At 63.6% G+C, this 16,393-nt stretch carries 14 protein-coding genes; 13 read left to right on the plus strand and 1 reads right to left on the minus strand.

Annotation, left to right across the window (positions count from 1 at the left end):
* The first annotated feature begins 13 nt into the window (after positions 1 to 13).
* The 3 genes from dnaA to recF all read left to right on the plus strand — a co-directional run bounded on the left by dnaA (position 14) and on the right by recF (position 3,961).
* Complete coding sequence (gene dnaA, locus MMAR10_RS00005) at positions 14 to 1,462, plus strand: chromosomal replication initiator protein DnaA (RefSeq protein ID WP_011641944.1); 1,449 nt, start codon at positions 14 to 16, stop codon at positions 1,460 to 1,462.
* A 208-nt stretch (positions 1,463 to 1,670) separates the two neighbouring features.
* Positions 1,671 to 2,789, plus strand: a complete 1,119-nt coding sequence (gene dnaN, locus MMAR10_RS00010) for a DNA polymerase III subunit beta (RefSeq protein ID WP_011641945.1) — start codon at positions 1,671 to 1,673, stop codon at positions 2,787 to 2,789.
* 17 nt (positions 2,790 to 2,806) lie between these two features.
* A complete protein-coding gene (recF, locus tag MMAR10_RS00015) occupies positions 2,807 to 3,961 on the plus strand; it encodes a DNA replication/repair protein RecF (RefSeq protein WP_011641946.1) in 1,155 nt (384 codons plus the stop codon).
* 9 nt (positions 3,962 to 3,970) lie between these two features.
* On the opposite strand, the gene MMAR10_RS15860 is transcribed toward recF, so the two are convergent.
* Positions 3,971 to 4,750, minus strand: coding sequence for a CPBP family intramembrane glutamic endopeptidase (locus tag MMAR10_RS15860; RefSeq protein ID WP_011641947.1), 780 nt, complete (start codon positions 4,748 to 4,750; stop codon positions 3,971 to 3,973).
* A 163-nt stretch (positions 4,751 to 4,913) separates the two neighbouring features.
* Here MMAR10_RS15860 and MMAR10_RS00025 point away from each other — a divergent pair, with 163 nt between their 5' ends.
* The 10 genes from MMAR10_RS00025 to gyrB all read left to right on the plus strand — a co-directional run bounded on the left by MMAR10_RS00025 (position 4,914) and on the right by gyrB (position 16,119).
* Positions 4,914 to 5,510 carry a TetR/AcrR family transcriptional regulator gene (locus tag MMAR10_RS00025; protein ID WP_190273939.1) on the plus strand — a complete coding sequence of 199 codons (597 nt, stop codon included), beginning with the start codon at positions 4,914 to 4,916 and terminating at the stop codon, positions 5,508 to 5,510.
* Positions 5,511 to 5,800: 290 nt separating this feature from the next.
* Positions 5,801 to 7,198, plus strand: a complete 1,398-nt coding sequence (locus tag MMAR10_RS00030) for a circularly permuted type 2 ATP-grasp protein (protein WP_041637091.1) — start codon at positions 5,801 to 5,803, stop codon at positions 7,196 to 7,198.
* A gap of 3 nt (positions 7,199 to 7,201) precedes the next feature.
* The gene (locus tag MMAR10_RS00035) at positions 7,202 to 8,146 is read left to right on the plus strand and encodes an alpha-E domain-containing protein (RefSeq protein ID WP_011641950.1); all 945 of its coding nucleotides are present in this window, start codon (positions 7,202 to 7,204) and stop codon (positions 8,144 to 8,146) included.
* A gap of 5 nt (positions 8,147 to 8,151) precedes the next feature.
* On the plus strand, positions 8,152 to 8,952 hold the full coding sequence (locus MMAR10_RS00040) for a transglutaminase family protein (RefSeq protein WP_011641951.1): 801 nt from the start codon (positions 8,152 to 8,154) through the stop codon (positions 8,950 to 8,952).
* Between the two features lie 34 nt (positions 8,953 to 8,986).
* Positions 8,987 to 9,718 (plus strand): peptidase, encoded by a 732-nt coding sequence (locus tag MMAR10_RS00045; protein ID WP_011641952.1) that lies wholly within the window; start codon positions 8,987 to 8,989, stop codon positions 9,716 to 9,718.
* Positions 9,719 to 9,744: 26 nt separating this feature from the next.
* Positions 9,745 to 10,368 (plus strand): LysE family translocator, encoded by a 624-nt coding sequence (locus MMAR10_RS00050; protein WP_011641953.1) that lies wholly within the window; start codon positions 9,745 to 9,747, stop codon positions 10,366 to 10,368.
* Between the two features lie 124 nt (positions 10,369 to 10,492).
* On the plus strand, positions 10,493 to 11,269 hold the full coding sequence (locus tag MMAR10_RS00055; protein WP_011641954.1) for a glycosyltransferase family 2 protein: 777 nt from the start codon (positions 10,493 to 10,495) through the stop codon (positions 11,267 to 11,269).
* Positions 11,266 to 12,939, plus strand: a complete 1,674-nt coding sequence (locus MMAR10_RS00060) for an ArnT family glycosyltransferase (protein WP_011641955.1) — start codon at positions 11,266 to 11,268, stop codon at positions 12,937 to 12,939. Before MMAR10_RS00055 ends, MMAR10_RS00060 begins: the two co-directional genes overlap by 4 nt.
* The gene (locus MMAR10_RS00065; protein WP_011641956.1) at positions 12,936 to 13,643 is read left to right on the plus strand and encodes a TVP38/TMEM64 family protein; all 708 of its coding nucleotides are present in this window, start codon (positions 12,936 to 12,938) and stop codon (positions 13,641 to 13,643) included. Before MMAR10_RS00060 ends, MMAR10_RS00065 begins: the two co-directional genes overlap by 4 nt.
* A gap of 73 nt (positions 13,644 to 13,716) precedes the next feature.
* Positions 13,717 to 16,119, plus strand: coding sequence for a DNA topoisomerase (ATP-hydrolyzing) subunit B (gyrB, locus tag MMAR10_RS00070; protein ID WP_011641957.1), 2,403 nt, complete (start codon positions 13,717 to 13,719; stop codon positions 16,117 to 16,119).
* Positions 16,120 to 16,393 lie beyond the last annotated feature (274 nt).

Consider the following 16,393-nt stretch of genomic DNA (forward strand, 5'->3'; position numbering starts at 1 on the left):
AGTGTGATCGACAATGGCATTTAACAAACTGGCTGTTTCCGAGGCGAACACCGCAATAATTGACGGGCTTGACGCAGGGGGAATTTCGGCAATCTGGCGCCGGGTGCGCGCCCATCTCCGTGAGGAGTGTGGACCTGCGCTTTACTCGCAGGAAATTGCCCGATTGCGGGTTCGTCTGTCCGAAACAGGCGCCCTGGTCATCATTGCTCCGAGCAACTTCAATCGTGATTGGGTCGAGGACCATTGGGGAGCGCGAATTCGGGCACTTTGGGCCGAACTCGATCCGTCGCACCGTGACGTTCACCTGCTGGCCGAAGGGCAAGATGCTCCGCAACCCGTGATGGCGGCGCGACTTCCGGCCGCCGCGTCGCGCAGTCCTGCGCCGACCGGCCTGACCGCCGATACGGCGCAGACTCCGGCGGACGGAACATCCCCGGGCGATGCCCGCTTCAGTTTCGACAGCTTCCGCGTCGGGCCGGCCAATGAGGTTGCGGCCGCTGCAGCCCGGACCATGGTCGGAGCCTCCACGCCGCCCTTCAATCCGGTGTTCTTTTATGGAGATTACGGTGTCGGCAAGACGCACCTCCTGCACGCGGTCGCCAGTGCGGCCCGGAACGGATCCCGCCCCCGCAAGGCGCTTTACCTGACCGCCGAAGAATTCCTGTCCGGCTTTGTGACGGCCATGAAGGCCCGCGACACGATCTCCTTCAAGGAAACCGTCCGTGGCGTCGATGTCCTGCTGATTGACGATGTCCATTTCATCGCCGGCAAGCCGAAGACCGAGGACGAATTCCTGCACACGATCGCGGCCCTGGTCGCCGAGAACAAGCAGGTCGTCCTGGCATCCCACAAACCGCCGGCAGAGCTGCAAATGCAGGATGAACGCCTGCGCTCGCTGCTGACCGGTGGTCTGTCCTGCCCGCTGGGCAAGCCCGATCTCGACCTGCGTCGGCAAATTCTGGATTGCAAGATTGCCCAGGCGACCTGCCACTACCCGACTTTTGACGTGTCCGAGGCGGTGCGCGATTTCCTCGCCGCTCGGATCACGTCCAGCCCGCGGGAAATGGAGGGCGTTCTCAACAACGTCATCTGCCGTACGGCGCTGATCGGACAGCCGGTGACAATGGAGGTCGTCTCGACGGCACTGCGCGAATTGTCGCTGAGCTCGGAACGCCGGTTGACGGTCGATGAAATCCAGAAGGTCGTGGCGACACATTTCGGCATCTCGACGGCGGATATCTGTTCCAAGCGCCGCACCCAGGCCGTGGTCCGTCCGCGACATATCGCGATGTATCTCGCCAAGACACTGACGACCCGGTCCTTGCCGGATATCGGGCGGCGCTTTGGCGGGCGCGACCATTCGACGGTGATCCATGCGGTGTCGAAGGTGACCGGGATGATTGATGCCGGTGACTCGGTTGCGGACGAGATTGATGCCCTGACCAGAGAGTTGCAGGGCTGACCCAGGCGGTTGGGCCCTTGGAAATTCGTGGCGACGCTGGATAAATTTCTTGCGAACCTGCGAATTCATGTATCCTCTTTGACCCATCCTCAATGGTGCGGGCGATTTGTGTGCCGTGCCGTCCAGACAGTCATCGATCTTCGACCATTGATCTTCGACGCGGATTCAGGAAGCTGAAGCAGAAGACGTTGAAAGCGGAACGCGAAATATGAAGCTGACGATCGAGCGCGCGACGCTCCTCAAGGCACTTGGCCACGTTCAGGCCGTTGTCGAAAAGCGCAACACCATTCCGATATTGTCCAATGTGCTGATCTCTGCCGGCCCTGACGGGGCCAGCTTTGCGGCAACCGACCTCGATATCGAGATACTCGAGACCACCGATGCCAGTTGTGATGGCGAAGGTCTGGTCACGGCGCCGGCGCACACCCTCTATGACATTACCCGCAAATTGCCGGATGGTGCCGATGTGACCCTTGAGATGAATGGCAGCGACCCGCGCCTGACGCTCAAGGCCGGCCGTTCCAGTTTTTCGCTGCCCTCATTGCCGCCGGGCGATTTCCCGGTCATGCCGACCGAGGATCTTGAGCACCGTTTCCAGGTTCCGGCTCGCGAGCTGGCGCGCCTGATCGACAAGACCCGCTTTGCCATCTCCACAGAGGAGACCCGGTATTATCTGAACGGCATTCACCTGCATGCCGCCGACCAGGATGGTCGCAAGACGCTGCGCGCTGTGGCGACCGACGGCGTCCGTCTGGCGCTGGCGGAAGTCGATCTGCCGGACGGTGCCGACGGCATGCCGGGCGTGATCGTGCCGCGCAAGACGGTCCAGGAAGTCAAACGCCTGCTCGAAGACGCGGACGACGATGTTGAAGTCTCCGTATCCGAAGGCAAGATCCGTTTCCGTCTGGGCCGAGCGGTTCTGACGTCCAAGCTGATCGATGGCGCCTTCCCGGATTATGAGCGCGTCATACCGCGTGGCAATACGCGCCTGATGTCGGTCGAGAACAAGCGCTTCGCCGAGGCTGTTGATCGTGTAGCCACGATCTCCGTCGAGAAGTCGCGCTCGGTGAAACTGTCCCTGGGCGCTGATGCCCTGACGCTGGCGGTCAACAATCCCGAGAGCGGACAGGCCGAGGAAGAGCTTGCGGTTTCCTATTCGGACGAAGGTTTCGCGATCGGGTTCAATGCGCGCTACATGCTGGACGTCGCGTCCCAGATCGAAGGCGACGAGGCCCGCTTCCATTTCGCCGATGCCGCCTCGCCGGCCCTGGTGACCGACAGTGGTGATCCGGACGCGCTGTACGTGCTGATGCCGCTGCGGGTGTGACGGAGCAGGCCGACACGATGACAACTGAGACACCGCCGCCGGTCCCACCTGCGGCGGTTCGTCGTTTGCGGCTCACCAATTTTCGAAGCTATCCCGACCTCGATCTCGAACTGTCCCCTGCGCCGGTCGCCCTGTTCGGCGAAAACGGGGCCGGCAAGACCAACCTCCTCGAAGCGATCTCTTTTCTGGCACCGGGTCGCGGCATGCGCTCGGCCGGAGCCGACGGGGTTGCAACAAGGAGCGGAGCCGATATCGCCCCTGAATGGGCGGTGTTTGCCGAAGCCGATACGCGCGAGGGTGGCTTCCGGTTGGGGGTCGGCGCGCGTGGCTCGGCCCGCCGGGAGACCCGGATCGATGGCGAGCCTGCTGCCCAGAATGCGCTGGCCCGCCTCATGCCGATGATCTGGTTGACCCCGGCGCAGGACCGTCTGTTCGCCGGGCCGCGGGCAGATCGTCTGAAATTCTTCGATCGTCTGGTCCATGCCGCCGACCCGGCCCATGCTGACGCGGCGAGTGCCTATGAGAAAAGCCGGACCCGGCGGCAGCGCTTGCTGGATGAGGGTGGGCAGGATCCGTCCTGGCTCGGCGCGATCGAAGTGGAAATGGCCGGTCACGGGGTTGCCATGGCCGCGGCGCGCCTCGACGCGCTGATCCGCCTTCAGGGCGAAATTGACCAGCGCCCCGAAGGGGTGTTCCCGCAAGCCGACCTGGCTCTGGACGGGGCCGTCGAAGCGGACCTGGCCGAGGGCCTGACGGCGGGCGAGGCGGAGGACCGTTTTCTTGCCGCGCTCCGGGATGGTCGTCGACGCGACGCGGCGGCCGGGCGGACACTGACGCGGGGGCCACACCGGACAGAATTGCTCGCCCGGCACCGGGCCAAGGACCAGCCCGCCGGCGATTGCTCCACTGGTGAGCAGAAGGCGTTGATCCTCACGCTCGCCCTGGCCCAGGCCCGGGCGCTGGGCCAGCAATGGGGCGTCGCCCCGCTGTTGCTGCTCGATGAAGCCTGCGCCCATCTTGACGCGCTGCGCCGTGACGGCCTGGCCCGGGAGATTCTCGCATCCGGATCGCAAGCCTGGCTGACGGGGGTCGAAAAAGTCCTGTTCGAGCCCTTTGGCGATGCGATCCAGTACCGCGAAGTGCACGAGGGTGGTGTCCGGGCCCTGCCCTAGGAAAACCTGTCAGGCCGGGAGGGCGTCAGCCTCACCCGGCCCGTCCGAGACCTCCTGGTCTGCCATCGCCTGATCAGCACGGGCATGGGCATCGGTCAGGGCGACGAGGCAGCCGGCCAATGCGTCAGCAAGAGCATGGATGATGATCGCCGGCCACAATGATCCGCCCAGCAGGACCACCGCTGTCATCAACACGGTGATCGGCAGGATGCGCAACATTCCCGACATGCCCTGATAGGCGTGGGCGATGATGAACAGGCTGATGGACGCCAATGCCGCCGCCCAGATCGGCATCACCAGTGCCAGCGTCGCCATCAGGAAACCCCGGAAAATGATCTCCTCGGTTATCCCCGCGGTGATGGACAGGGCCTGGAAGCCGAGATGTTCGGACAGACGTCGCGGGCGCAGCTGGTCGAAGCCTTCTGCCTCATCCAGCTGGGTGCGCAGCGCGCTGCGAGCAGTCCGGTTCAAAGCGGCGGTGATCAGCGAGTAGAGGCCGTATAGGATCGCGGCGCCAGCCAGTGCCCAGGCCAGCGCGCCACGCCATCCGGCCGGTGCTTGCAGCCCCAGTTGGCCAAAGGGGAGGCCGGCGACATGCCAGCAGGCGAGGGTGGCGAGGCATAGCGCCCAAAGCGTCAGGCCGGTTTTGCGGTATTGCCGGATGACCGGCTGTCGGTCTTCAGCGGAGCGGGCTTTCTGCCGGATGTCGCTGATGATGCCGGCGACCAGCACCGCAGCAATGGCCAGCAGGCCGACAATCAGGGACGGTGTTTCTATCAGGGTCTGCATGCGAGGCTCTCCACTCAAGTCTTGACCGGATCCGTTTTGGCATGCGATCAAAAGGATATTATGCGAATGCGAATTCGCGTTCACATTTAGAGGTGACAAAGAGATGAGTCAAGGGGTGCGGCCGACGCAACAGGCGAGATCACGCGAAACACGCGACAGGTTGGTGCGTGCGCTCGATACCAAGTTGCGCGAAAAGGCCTTCGCCGATGTCACCATAGCCGAGCTGGCTGACGCCGCCGGCCTGTCAGTCGGCGCTGTCTATCGTCGGTTCGAGAACAAGGATGCCTTCATACCGGTCATCTTCGAACTGTATCGCGAGCGCCTCGAGATTTTCATGGCCGGTGAGGGCCGGCTCGAGATCGAACCCGCTGAGGGGTTGCGGGCGGCGCTCCATGCGGCATGCCGCACCGGGTGGCGGTTTCTCGACCAACACGGCTATCTGGTCCGGGCGGCCCACATATACAGCCGACTGCGTCCGGACCTGATCGGGGATGACTGGGAAGCCATGCTCGACCAGGCCCGGGAGTCCGCCAAAAGCCTGCTTGACGTCTTCGGTGATGAGGTGAAGCGGACCGATCGGGCCGAGGCCGCACAGATGTTCACCTACCTGATGAATACCCTGCCGATCGAGCGGGCCATCTATCCTGATGAGGGCGCCGCCGCTGTGCTCACCCTTGGCGAAGAACAATTCGTCGCGGCCATCGCTGACACGCTTTACGGCTATCTCGTCACACCGGATCGGGGGCAGCCGGACGGATGAGGCTTGCAGCCGGGCGGTTGAGCGGATAACCCTTTGAGATAGTTGAAAGCTGTCGGTGAGTGGCGGGCAACCGCCGAACTGACCAGCAGGGGCCGCTCCAGATCGGTCTCCAGCCGGACTTCGTGCTCCACAGGCACAATGGAACCAATCCGGGCCGGCATCGCAAAATGCGACGCGACGACATGATCGATACGACTGGTGCGCGCGGCACAGGTCACCCAACCGGCCCCCGGGGCCCGGGTGGTCCCTGCGCTGCGAACGAAAGGGAGTTTGGCGTGTTTTTCGATGAAATGCTCGACGGGGCTGGTGGTGTCCACGAACCCTATGTTGCCTACCAGGACTGGCTTCAGCAGACGGACCCGTCCGGCCTGCGATCCAAGGCAAAGGAAGCCGAGGCCTTCTTCCGGCGTGTCGGCATCACCTTCAATGTGTATGGCCAGTCAGATGCCGACGAAAGACTGATCCCGTTCGATGTGGTGCCCCGCATCATCTCGGCCCGCGAATGGGCACGGCTGGAAAAGGGCATTGATCAGCGCGTACGGGCAATCAACGCCTTCCTGCATGACATCTATCACGACCAGGACATCATCCGTGCCGGCCGGATCCCGGAAAGCCTGATCGCCAATAATGACGCTTTCCTGCCAAAAATGATCGGCGTGACGCCACCGGGCGGCGTGTACACCCACATTGTCGGAACCGATCTGGTGCGAACCGGCAAGGATGAGTTCTACGTTCTCGAGGACAATGCCCGCACCCCCTCCGGCGTCTCCTACATGCTGGAAAACCGCGAGACGATGCTGCAGATGTTCCCGGAATTGTTCTCCAAAATCCGGGTCCAGCCAGTCTCCGAATATCCCACCGAGCTTCGCCGGGCGTTGGCCAAGAGCGCGCCGCCAGCCTGTGCCGGTCGGCCGGTCATTGCTGTTCTGACTCCGGGTCTGCACAACTCGGCCTTTTTCGAACACGCCTTCCTCGCCGAGCAGATGGGTGTGGCGCTGGTCGAGGGCAGCGACCTGCAGGTCGTCGACGGCCGGGTGGCAATGCGCACGACCCGGGGCTACCGGCCGATCGATGTGCTCTACCGGCGTGTGGACGACGAATATCTGGATCCGCTGAACTTCCGTCCGGACAGCCTGCTCGGCGTTCCCGGCATCATGGACATCTACCGGTCCGGCGGAATCACCATCGCCAACGCACCCGGTACCGGCGTCGCCGATGACAAGGCGATCTATTCCTACATGCCCGAGATCGTCGAATTCTATACCGGCCAGCAAGCGATCCTCAAAAACGTCCCGACCTGGCGCTGTGCCGAGCCGGAATCGCTCGCCTATGTGCTCGACAACCTGGCCGAGCTGGTCGTGAAGGAAGTCCATGGCTCCGGCGGCTATGGAATGCTGGTCGGACCGGCGGCATCCAAAAAGGAGCTCGCCGCCTTCAAGGCCAAGCTCAAGGCCCGGCCGGCGGCCTATATCGCCCAGCCGACCCTGGCATTGTCGACCGTTCCTGTCCTCACGCGCGGCGGGTTGGCGCCGCGACATGTCGATCTGCGTCCCTTCGCGCTTGTGGCGCCGGACGGGGTCCGCCTGACGCCGGGTGGCCTGACCCGTGTCGCCATGAAAAAGGGATCGCTGGTGGTGAACTCCTCACAGGGCGGCGGCACCAAGGACACCTGGGTTTTGGAGGACTGACACATGCTCGGAAAACATGCCTCAGGCCTCTATTGGATGTTCCGCCATCTCGAACGGTCGGAAAACACGGCCAGACTGGTCGAAGCCGGCTTCCGGCTGGCCCTCACACGCGCCGCCGACGGCGAGGCGGAATGGGAATCCATCGTCGCGACGGCCGGCTGTCGCGATGCCTATCTGGAGCAGAATGCCGGTTTCGACAGCGCCAGCGTTATCGATTTCCTGCTGCGAAGCCGGGACAACCCGTCCAGTGTGATGTCGGTTTTCGACGCAGCCCGGTCCAATGCCCGAATGGTTCGCACAGCCTTGACGCGGGAAGTGTGGGAGTCGGTCAATGAAGGCTGGATGACGTTGCGCGGACGTCTCGCACGGCCGGTCAAACAGGGCGATCTGCCCGACGTGCTCAGCCTGATCCGTCGTCAGAGCGGGCTCGTCCGTGGCCTCTATCATGGCACGATGTTGAGGAATGACATTTTCAGTTTTGCCCGCTTGGGCACCTTCACCGAGCGCGCCGACAACACCGCCCGGATCCTGGATGTGAAATATTATGTCCTCCTCCCTTCGACATCCTTCGTCGGTTCGTCGCTTGATAATGTGCAATGGGAGATGGTGCTTCGCTGCGCCTCGGCTGAGCGGGCGTTCAAATGGCTCCATGGCGGCGATGCCAGCCCGTCCTCGATCGCCCAATTCCTGATACTCGAACCGGAGATGCCGCGATCCCTGATCTATTGCAGCGACAAGTTTGTGCGCAATCTGCGTTATCTCAAGGATGCCTATGGTGGTGCTCACATGCCCAGTCTCGATATCGCACTGGATCTGCGTCAGCGCCTGCGCGGCCAGTCGATCGACCAGGTCTTCAAGATCGGCCTGCATGAGTATCTGACCGACTTTCTCGCCACCATCAATTCGCTCGGTCGTCAGATCGAGACGGATTACCGCTTCTACGAGTGAGACCCATGCGCCTCAACATCTCCCACATGACCCGCTACGACTTCGCCGAACCGGTTCCCTACGGGCTCCAGCAGGTGCGCCTGACGCCGATGACCCGCGCTCACCAGACCGTCCTGCGGTGGACCTTGCGGATCGAGGGAGGCAGCGAAGAGGCCCGTTTCAACGACCAGCACATGAACATCGTTGATCTGGTCCGCATCGATCCCGAGCGCACATCGATCAGCCTGGTCTGTGAGGGCGAGGTCGAGACGCGGGAAGAGAACGGCATTGTTGGCCGCCATGACGGCACCGCGCCACTCTGGTATTTCCGCCGCGAAACGCCACTGACCAAAGCCGGGACGAAGTTGCGGGCCCTGATCCGTGACTTCGATGCGATGGACGGTCAGGACGTCACCGCCTTTCACGACCTTGCCCGCTTCATCTCCGGTGAAGTCGCCTACCGGACCGATACGACCCTGGCGACCACGACGGCCGAAGACGCGCTGGCGAGCGGTCAGGGTGTGTGCCAGGACCATGCCCACATCTTCATCGCGGCGGCTCGGCTGCTGGGTTATCCGGCCCGTTATGTGAGCGGCTATCTGTTCATGGACGATCGCGTCGAACAGGAGGCCGGTCACGCTTGGGCCGAGGTGCATATCGATGGGTTGGGCTGGGTCGGTTTCGATGTATCGAACGGAATTTCGCCTGACGAGCGATATGTGAAAATCGCCACAGGCCTCGATTATTCCGAAGCGGCTCCGGTCGCTGGTGTCACTTTCGGCGGCGGCGGGCAGTCGATGCTTGTCTCGCTTCAAGTGCAGCAGTAACGCTGTGGCTCACCACGTCGCGGGAGACTGATTCGTGACCTATTGCGTTGGCCTGAAACTTGATGCGGGCCTGGTTTTCATGTCCGACACGCGCACCAATGCGGGCGTCGACAATGTGTCCAAGTTTCGCAAGCTCTTTACCTGGGAAAAGAAAGCCGAGCGGGTCATCACCATCATGACCGCCGGCAATCTGGCCACGACCCAGGCCGTGATCAGCCTGCTGGAGGAGCGGCTCAAGGCGCCGGCCGACCGGGCTCCGTCGATCATGGAAGCGCCGACCATGTTCCAGGTAGCCACCATTGTAGGCCGGACACTCCGGGAATGTGTTGCCGAGCAGGCCGGCGACGGCCCGACATCCGAGTCGCCCTTTGGTGCGACCTTGATTGTGGGTGGCCAGATCGCCGGTCAGAAAATGTGCCTGTTCATGGTCTATCCGGAAGGCAATTTCGTCGAGGCGAGCGACGAAACGCCCTTCTTCCAGATCGGCGAGACCAAATATGGGCGCCCCATTCTGGTTCGTGCCTTCGACAAGGCGATGCGCATGGAGTCGGCCATCAAACTGCTGCTCCTGTCATTCGACTCGACGCTGAAGGCCAATCTCTCGGTCGGCATGCCGCTCGACCTGCATGCCTATCGGGCCGACAGTCTGGAACTGGGTGTGCAAAGACGGGTCGAGGAAGATGACGCCTGGTATGCCCAGCTGTCTCGTGATTGGGGTGATGCGCTGCGTTCGGCTTTCGACGGCCTGCCGGAATACACGCTATAGCCGGGCCGCTCTGAACGCGGACTGCCATGACGATCGAAACCCTTCTGCTCTTCGCCGGTGCCCTGCTTGTCCTGTTCCTGACGCCGGGGCCCGGCATTGCGGCAATGATCGCCCGCACGCTGGATACCGGCCCCTGGCACGCGGCCATGTATGGCGCGGGCATCCTGCTGGGCGACATGTTCTGGTTCACACTTGCCGTGACAGGATTGTCTGCGGTCGCGGAACAATTGGGCCCATTCTGGCTGGCCGCCAAGCTGGTCGGGGCCTCCTATCTCGGCTGGATGGCGTACAAGGCCTTCTGGAGCGCCTGGACCGGCGCGCGACCGAAGCCGGTCTTCAAGGTCGGCTCGAAACGCGGCTGGATCGCGACTTTCCTGGCCGGCATCGCGATGCCGCTCTCCAATCCCAAGCCGATCGTCTTCTATCTGACGCTGGTTCCGGCCTTCGTGCCGATCGAGGCGATCACGCCCTGGAGCTTTGCCGCGATGTTGTTGATCATGGTCGCGATGGCGGTTCCGACCGCGGCTTTCTATATCGCCGCTGCCCACCGCGCCCGGGCCTGGCTGTCCACACCGACCGTGCGACGCGGCGCCGATATCCTGACCGGTTGCGTCATGACCGCCATCGCCCTGCTTCTGCTGCTGCGCTAGCTGACGCGTTCGCATTTTTCACCGGCATTGGTATTTGAAACGGCGGCCAAAGCGGCACACACTCCCGCGCGCACAACCGGGCCCGCGCACTCGACTGGGCCCGCGCGCACAATTGGGGCTGTTCATGAGCGAGACGATCAACACGGATTTCCGCCGCCCGGACCGGACGGATGCAACCCTGCGCGCGTCTGTCGTGATTGCTGTGCTGGACGAAGCGGAGAATGTCGCCGCCGTTTGCGACGAAGTGCTGCGCGAGATGGAGCGCGCCGGCGCCTTTGAGATCGTCTTTGTGGACGATGGCTCGACGGACGCGACGCCAGACATCCTGCAAGGCATTGCCGATGCCGACCCGCGGGTCCGGCTCGTGCGCCATGACCATCGCTGCGGCAAGTCGCAGGCGGTGCGGTCCGGTGTCCTGGCGGCGCGCGCGCCCTGGATCGCCACGCTCGATGGCGATGGCCAGAACGATCCGGCCGATCTGCCTGACATGCTGGAAAAAGCCTGGGCTGCTGAGGGCGACGCGCCACTGGTCGCCGGTACCCGCGTTCGCCGCAATGACCCCGTCTCGCGCCTGATCGCGACGCGCATCGCCAATGGCTTCCGCGCCACCGTGCTGGGGGATCATTGCCCGGATACCGGCTGCGGCGTGAAGGTTTTCAATCGCGACAGCTTCCTGCTCCTGCCCTGTTTTGAGGGCATGCACCGTTTCCTGCCGGCGCTGTTCCAGCGCTATGGGCATCCGCTGATCAATCACCCTGTCCAGCACCGCGCCCGTCATGCAGGGCAGTCAAAATACACCAATATTGGTCGGGCCTTCGTCGGGATTTTCGACACGATGGGCGTTATCTGGCTGGTCCGCCGGACCAAGGCGCCGGGCCGGATCGAAGAGCGTCAGTCGTGACCCAGGACGGGCATCGCCTGGGCTGGAAGGACTGGCTGGTTCTCGTCGCCCTGTCGGCGCTCGTTCTTCTGCCGGGTCTTGCATCCATTCCGCCGGTCGACCGGGACGAGTCGCGCTATGCCGTGGCGACCAGCCAGATGCTGGCGACCGGCGATTTCATCGATATCCGGTTCCAGGAGGAGCAACGCTATCTCCAGCCGGCCGGTGTCTACTGGCTGCAATCATTCGCTGTGGCGGTGTCCGGCACCGGCGATGAGCGCGCCATCTGGGCGCACCGGATCCCCTCCTTCCTCGGCATTCTCGCCGCCGTTCTGATGACCGGCGCGCTGGCGACCCGGCTCTACGGAAGCCATGCCGGCCTCGCCGCGGCCCTGCTGGTGGCAACCAGTTTTGCCGTCGGCTTTGAGGCGCGGATCGCCAAGACCGATGCGGTCTTGCTGGCGACCATCACCGCCGCCCATCTGGCCTTGATGCGGATCTATCTCGAACCGGTCGGGCATTGGTGGCGACCGGCCCTGTTCTGGGCGGCGCTCGGGGCCGGCATGATGGTCAAGGGGCCGATCATCCTGCTCTTTGTCGGCCTCGCACTGGCCGGCCTGCTGGTCTGGGACCGCAAGTTCGTCTGGCTGAAAGAACTCAAACCGTTGTGGGGCGTGCCGCTATTCCTGCTGATTGCCCTGCCCTGGTATGTGGCTATCGGTATCGTCTCGGACGGTGGATTTTACGCCGAGGCTGTCGGCGACAGCCTGATGGGCAAGGTGGGTGAGAGCCAGCAATCGCATGCCGGACCGCCGGGCTATTATCTCGGCCTGTTCTCGCTGACCTTCTGGCCGGGTTCACTCTTCTTCGTCTTTGCTGCTCATTGGGCTTGGTCCAATCGTGGCCAGGCGGCGGTGCGCTATCTGATCGCCTGGATCGTGCCGGCCTGGATCGCTTACGAGCTGATCGCCACCAAGCTGCCGCACTACATCATGCCGCTCTATCCGGCGATGGCCTGTCTGGCGGCGGCGGCAATCTTCCTGCCCGGGCAGGCGCGCTCGCCGCTCTGGGTGCGCATCGGTGCGGGTATTTACGCCATTGTCTGGCTTGCCTTCAGTGGCCTGGTCGCGGCGCTGGGTCCGGCCGGTCTGCACTGGGCCGAGGGGCGATTATCCCCGGTTCTGGTGATGGCCGGCGTGGCAGTCTTTGTCGCCGCCGCCTTGGCTGTCGGGCTCTATCTGACCGGGCGACGGCAATCCTCGCTTCTCGCGGGTCTGGCCGCCGGCGCGCTGGGCGCGGTGACCGTCTATGGCGGGACACTGCCGCGGCTCGAGACATTGTGGCTGACCCCACGGATCGTGGCGGCGGTTGATGCCCATGGGGACTGCACGCCGACCCGGCTTGTCACGTCGGCCTTTCGCGAGCCCAGCCTCGTCTATCAACACGGGCCGTATGACACGGTGCTGGCGGCCAGCCCGATCGACGCGGCGGACCAGCTGGCCGCGGACATGGATTGCTCGCTGGCCCTGCTCGACGCGACCGAGGTTGACGATTTCCTGGCCCGGGCGGCGGCAATTGATGTGTCATTGGAACCCTTGGCGCTGATCGAAGGGCAAAACTACTCCAATGGCGATGAGATGGCGCTGACGCTCTATCGCGCTTCTGGCAATGCGCCCGGGACCGACGGGTGATCGGCCGCGAGCTGGTATCGGCGTTCCGGCGCCATCCCGGCAAGGTCGTCATGGTCCTCGCGCTGGTTGCCCTGTTTTCGCTCGGCGGCTTTGCGACCCTGTTTCTGCCCGAGGCGGTGACCCGGCAGGCACTGGACGGGCTGGCGGCGATCGGCGGCCAGGCCTGGGCGCCGCCGGTGGCCATTCTGGTCTTCACCCTTCTGATCACGCTCGGCGCGCCCCAGGCCGTACTGATTGCGGCGCTCGTGGCCGCGTTCGGGCCCTGGGCCGGCTTCGCCTACAGCTGGACCGGCAAGGTCCTCGCCTGCGCTTTCGGGTTTCTGGTGGGCCGCCGCGTCGGGTCGGGCTGGATCGACCGTCATGCGGGACCGGATGCCCGCATCGTCATGGACGAGCTGGCGCGACATGGCTTCTGGGCAAGTGCGGTGATCCGGCTGGTGCCGACACTGCCCTCCATCATCATCAATATCGCTGCCGGCTGCACACCCATGCGCTTCCGTGATTTCATTGCCGGCACAGCGATCGGAAGCGTGCCGAAAATGGCCCTGATCGCCTTTGCCAGTCATGCCGCAATCCGGGGCCTTGAGGGCGGTGGCATCCGGGCTTGGCTGGCGGTGGCGGGAGCCGTGTTGTTACTGGTCCTGATCGGTCTGATCGGGCGGCGCTGGTTGATGCGTCGCACCACCAGAAAACCGGCCCCGTGACTCACGCGTGCGCGCGCATGTACGCGTGTGCGCGCGAGTGGTCACAGGCGTGCGAAACCTGTACAACAAAACCATGACGGAACAAGCGAATCAGGAATACGGCGCGGAGTCGATCAAGGTCCTCAAAGGGCTCGACGCCGTGCGCAAGCGCCCGGGCATGTATATCGGTGATACCGATGACGGTTCGGGTCTCCATCACATGGTCTATGAGGTCGTCGACAACGCGATCGACGAAGCCCTTGCCGGCCATTGTTCGGAAGTCCTGGTGACGCTCCATGCCGACGGTTCTGCCTCGGTGCGTGATGATGGCCGGGGCATCCCGACTGACATCCACCAGGAAGAAGGCGTCTCGGCGGCCCAGGTCATCATGACCCAGCTCCATGCCGGCGGTAAGTTCGACCAGAATTCCTACAAGGTCTCCGGCGGTCTGCACGGCGTCGGCGTCTCGGTGGTGAACGCCCTGTCCGACTGGATGGACCTGACCATCTGGCGCAATGGCAAGCGGCACTGGATGCGTTTCCGCCGCGGCGATGCCGAGGAAGACCTCAAGGTGATGGGCGATGCCGAGCCGGGCCAAAAGGGCACGGAAGTGCGCTTCATGCCGTCGGAAGAAACCTTCACCATGACCGAGTTCAATCGCGAAACGCTGCAGCATCGCCTGCGCGAACTCGCCTTCCTGAACTCCGGCGTCAAGATCACCCTGCGCGATGAGCGTGAGGCCGAGCTCTATTCCGACACCATGGTCTATGATGGCGGTGTAGCTGCCTTTGTGGCCCACCTGGATCGCAACAAGACCCCGATCTTCACCCCGCCGGTCCTGATCACCGGCGAGAAGGATGGCGTGGCGGTGGAAGCGGCGCTGGAGTGGAATGACAGCTATCACGAGAATGTCCTCTGCTTCACCAACAACATCCCTCAGCGCGATGGCGGAACCCACCTGGCCGGTTTCCGTGGCGCGCTGACGCGCATCATCAACACCTATGCGGCCTCGTCGGGTCTGGCCTCCAAGGCCAAGGTCTCGATCTCCGGCGATGATGCCCGCGAAGGCCTGACCTGCGTGCTGTCGGTGAAGGTCCCGGACCCGAAATTCTCCTCCCAGACCAAGGACAAGCTGGTCTCGTCGGAAGTCCGCCCCGCCGTTGAAGGCGCTGTGGGCGAGGCGCTGGCGGAGTGGTTTGAGGAACATCCGACCGAAGCGAAAATGGTGGTCGGCAAGATCATCGAGGCTGCGGCAGCCCGTGAAGCGGCCCGCAAGGCGCGCGAGCTGACCCGCCGCAAATCGGCGCTGGAAATCTCCTCCCTGCCCGGCAAGCTGGCGGACTGCCAGGAGAAGGATCCGGCCAAGTCCGAACTCTTCATCGTTGAGGGCGACTCAGCCGGCGGCTCTGCCAAGCAGGGACGCCACCGGGAAAACCAGGCCGTGCTGCCGTTGCGCGGCAAGATCCTCAATGTCGAGCGGGCCCGTTTTGACCGGATGCTCGGCTCGGAACAGGTCGGCACGCTGATCACGGCGCTCGGCACGGGTATCGGCCGCGACCAGATCAATTACGAGAAGCTGCGCTATCACAAGGTCATCATCATGACCGATGCCGATGTCGATGGTGCCCATATCCGCACCCTGCTTCTGACCTTCTTCTATCGCCAGATGCCGGAGCTGATCGAGAAGGGCTATCTCTACATCGCCCAGCCGCCGCTCTACAAAATCGCCAAGGGCCGGTCCGAACGCTATGTGAAGGACCAGGCCGAGATGGACGCCTACCTGATCGAGGAAGGTGTGTCCGAGGCGCATCTGACCCTGCATGGCGGCGAAGTCGTCACCGGTCAGGATTTGGCGTCCCGCGTCGCCGCGGCGCGCCAGGTCAAGCTGTCCATTGACCGCATGACCGCGCGCGCACCGGGTTTTGCCCTGGAGGCTGCCGCCATGGCCGGTGCCCTGGTCCCCGAACCGTCCGAAGCGGCCGTGACACGCGCGGCTGCCCGGCTCAATTCCTTCGCCGATGAGGGCGAGGACAATTGGGGTGGCCGTGTTGATGGCGAAGATGGCGGCCTGGTCTTTGAACGCGAAGTGCGCGGTGTGATGGAAACCGTTGTGCTGGACCGCAGCCTGCGGGCCAGCCCGGATGCCAAGCGTCTCAATGAGCGCGCCACGGCTATCTCTGATGACTATGCCGGCCCGGCCAGCTTCGTCCCGAAATCCGGCCCGGTGACCATCAACTCGCCGCGCGAACTGGTCGATGCTGTTGTCGTCTCCGGCGCCAAGGGCATGAAAATCCAGCGCTATAAGGGTCTGGGCGAAATGAATCCCGGCCAGCTCTGGGAAACCACGCTCGACCCCAATGCTCGGTCCTTGTTGCAGGTGTCCGTGACCCATGCCGACACTGCTGACGAGCTCTTCTCCAAGCTGATGGGCGACGTCGTCGAACCTCGCCGCGACTTCATCCAGGAACACGCGCTGGAAGCGGAAGTCGACGCTTAACGCGCGCTGCCCTCGCGACGAATTCGAAGACGCCCGCCTGTTTCAGGCGGGCGTTTTTCGTCCCAACCACATAATGTTTGTTATCCCCGACGAGTGCCCCGCGAAAGCGGGGCGAAGACCGGGGACCTGATTGGTGGCCTCGCCGGCCCGGAGGATTCCTGGCCCGTCGTCGCGATGATCATTGTCGTGACGGGTCTTTTCCTGGCGAATAGCTGGCGACGGGGCGAGCTGCGGGACAGGCGGGTGGCGTGACGCCCCCCCCAAGCGCGGGATC

The sequence above is a fragment of the Maricaulis maris MCS10 genome (genome assembly GCF_000014745.1).
GTDB lineage: Bacteria > Pseudomonadota > Alphaproteobacteria > Caulobacterales > Maricaulaceae > Maricaulis > Maricaulis maris_A.

Excerpts from the sequence above, each read along its gene's own strand:
- dnaA (WP_011641944.1), top strand. The coding sequence starts at position 14 with ATGGCATTTAACAAACTGGCTGTTTCCGAGGCGAACACCGCAATAATT.
- dnaN (WP_011641945.1), top strand. The coding sequence starts at position 1,671 with ATGAAGCTGACGATCGAGCGCGCGACGCTCCTCAAGGCACTTGGCCAC.
- recF (WP_011641946.1), top strand. The coding sequence starts at position 2,807 with ATGACAACTGAGACACCGCCGCCGGTCCCACCTGCGGCGGTTCGTCGT.
- MMAR10_RS15860 (WP_011641947.1), bottom strand. The coding sequence starts at position 4,750 with ATGCAGACCCTGATAGAAACACCGTCCCTGATTGTCGGCCTGCTGGCC.
- MMAR10_RS00030 (WP_041637091.1), top strand. The coding sequence starts at position 5,801 with ATGCTCGACGGGGCTGGTGGTGTCCACGAACCCTATGTTGCCTACCAG.
- MMAR10_RS00035 (WP_011641950.1), top strand. The coding sequence starts at position 7,202 with ATGCTCGGAAAACATGCCTCAGGCCTCTATTGGATGTTCCGCCATCTC.
- MMAR10_RS00040 (WP_011641951.1), top strand. The coding sequence starts at position 8,152 with ATGCGCCTCAACATCTCCCACATGACCCGCTACGACTTCGCCGAACCG.
- MMAR10_RS00050 (WP_011641953.1), top strand. The coding sequence starts at position 9,745 with ATGACGATCGAAACCCTTCTGCTCTTCGCCGGTGCCCTGCTTGTCCTG.
- MMAR10_RS00055 (WP_011641954.1), top strand. The coding sequence starts at position 10,493 with ATGAGCGAGACGATCAACACGGATTTCCGCCGCCCGGACCGGACGGAT.
- gyrB (WP_011641957.1), top strand. The coding sequence starts at position 13,717 with ATGACGGAACAAGCGAATCAGGAATACGGCGCGGAGTCGATCAAGGTC.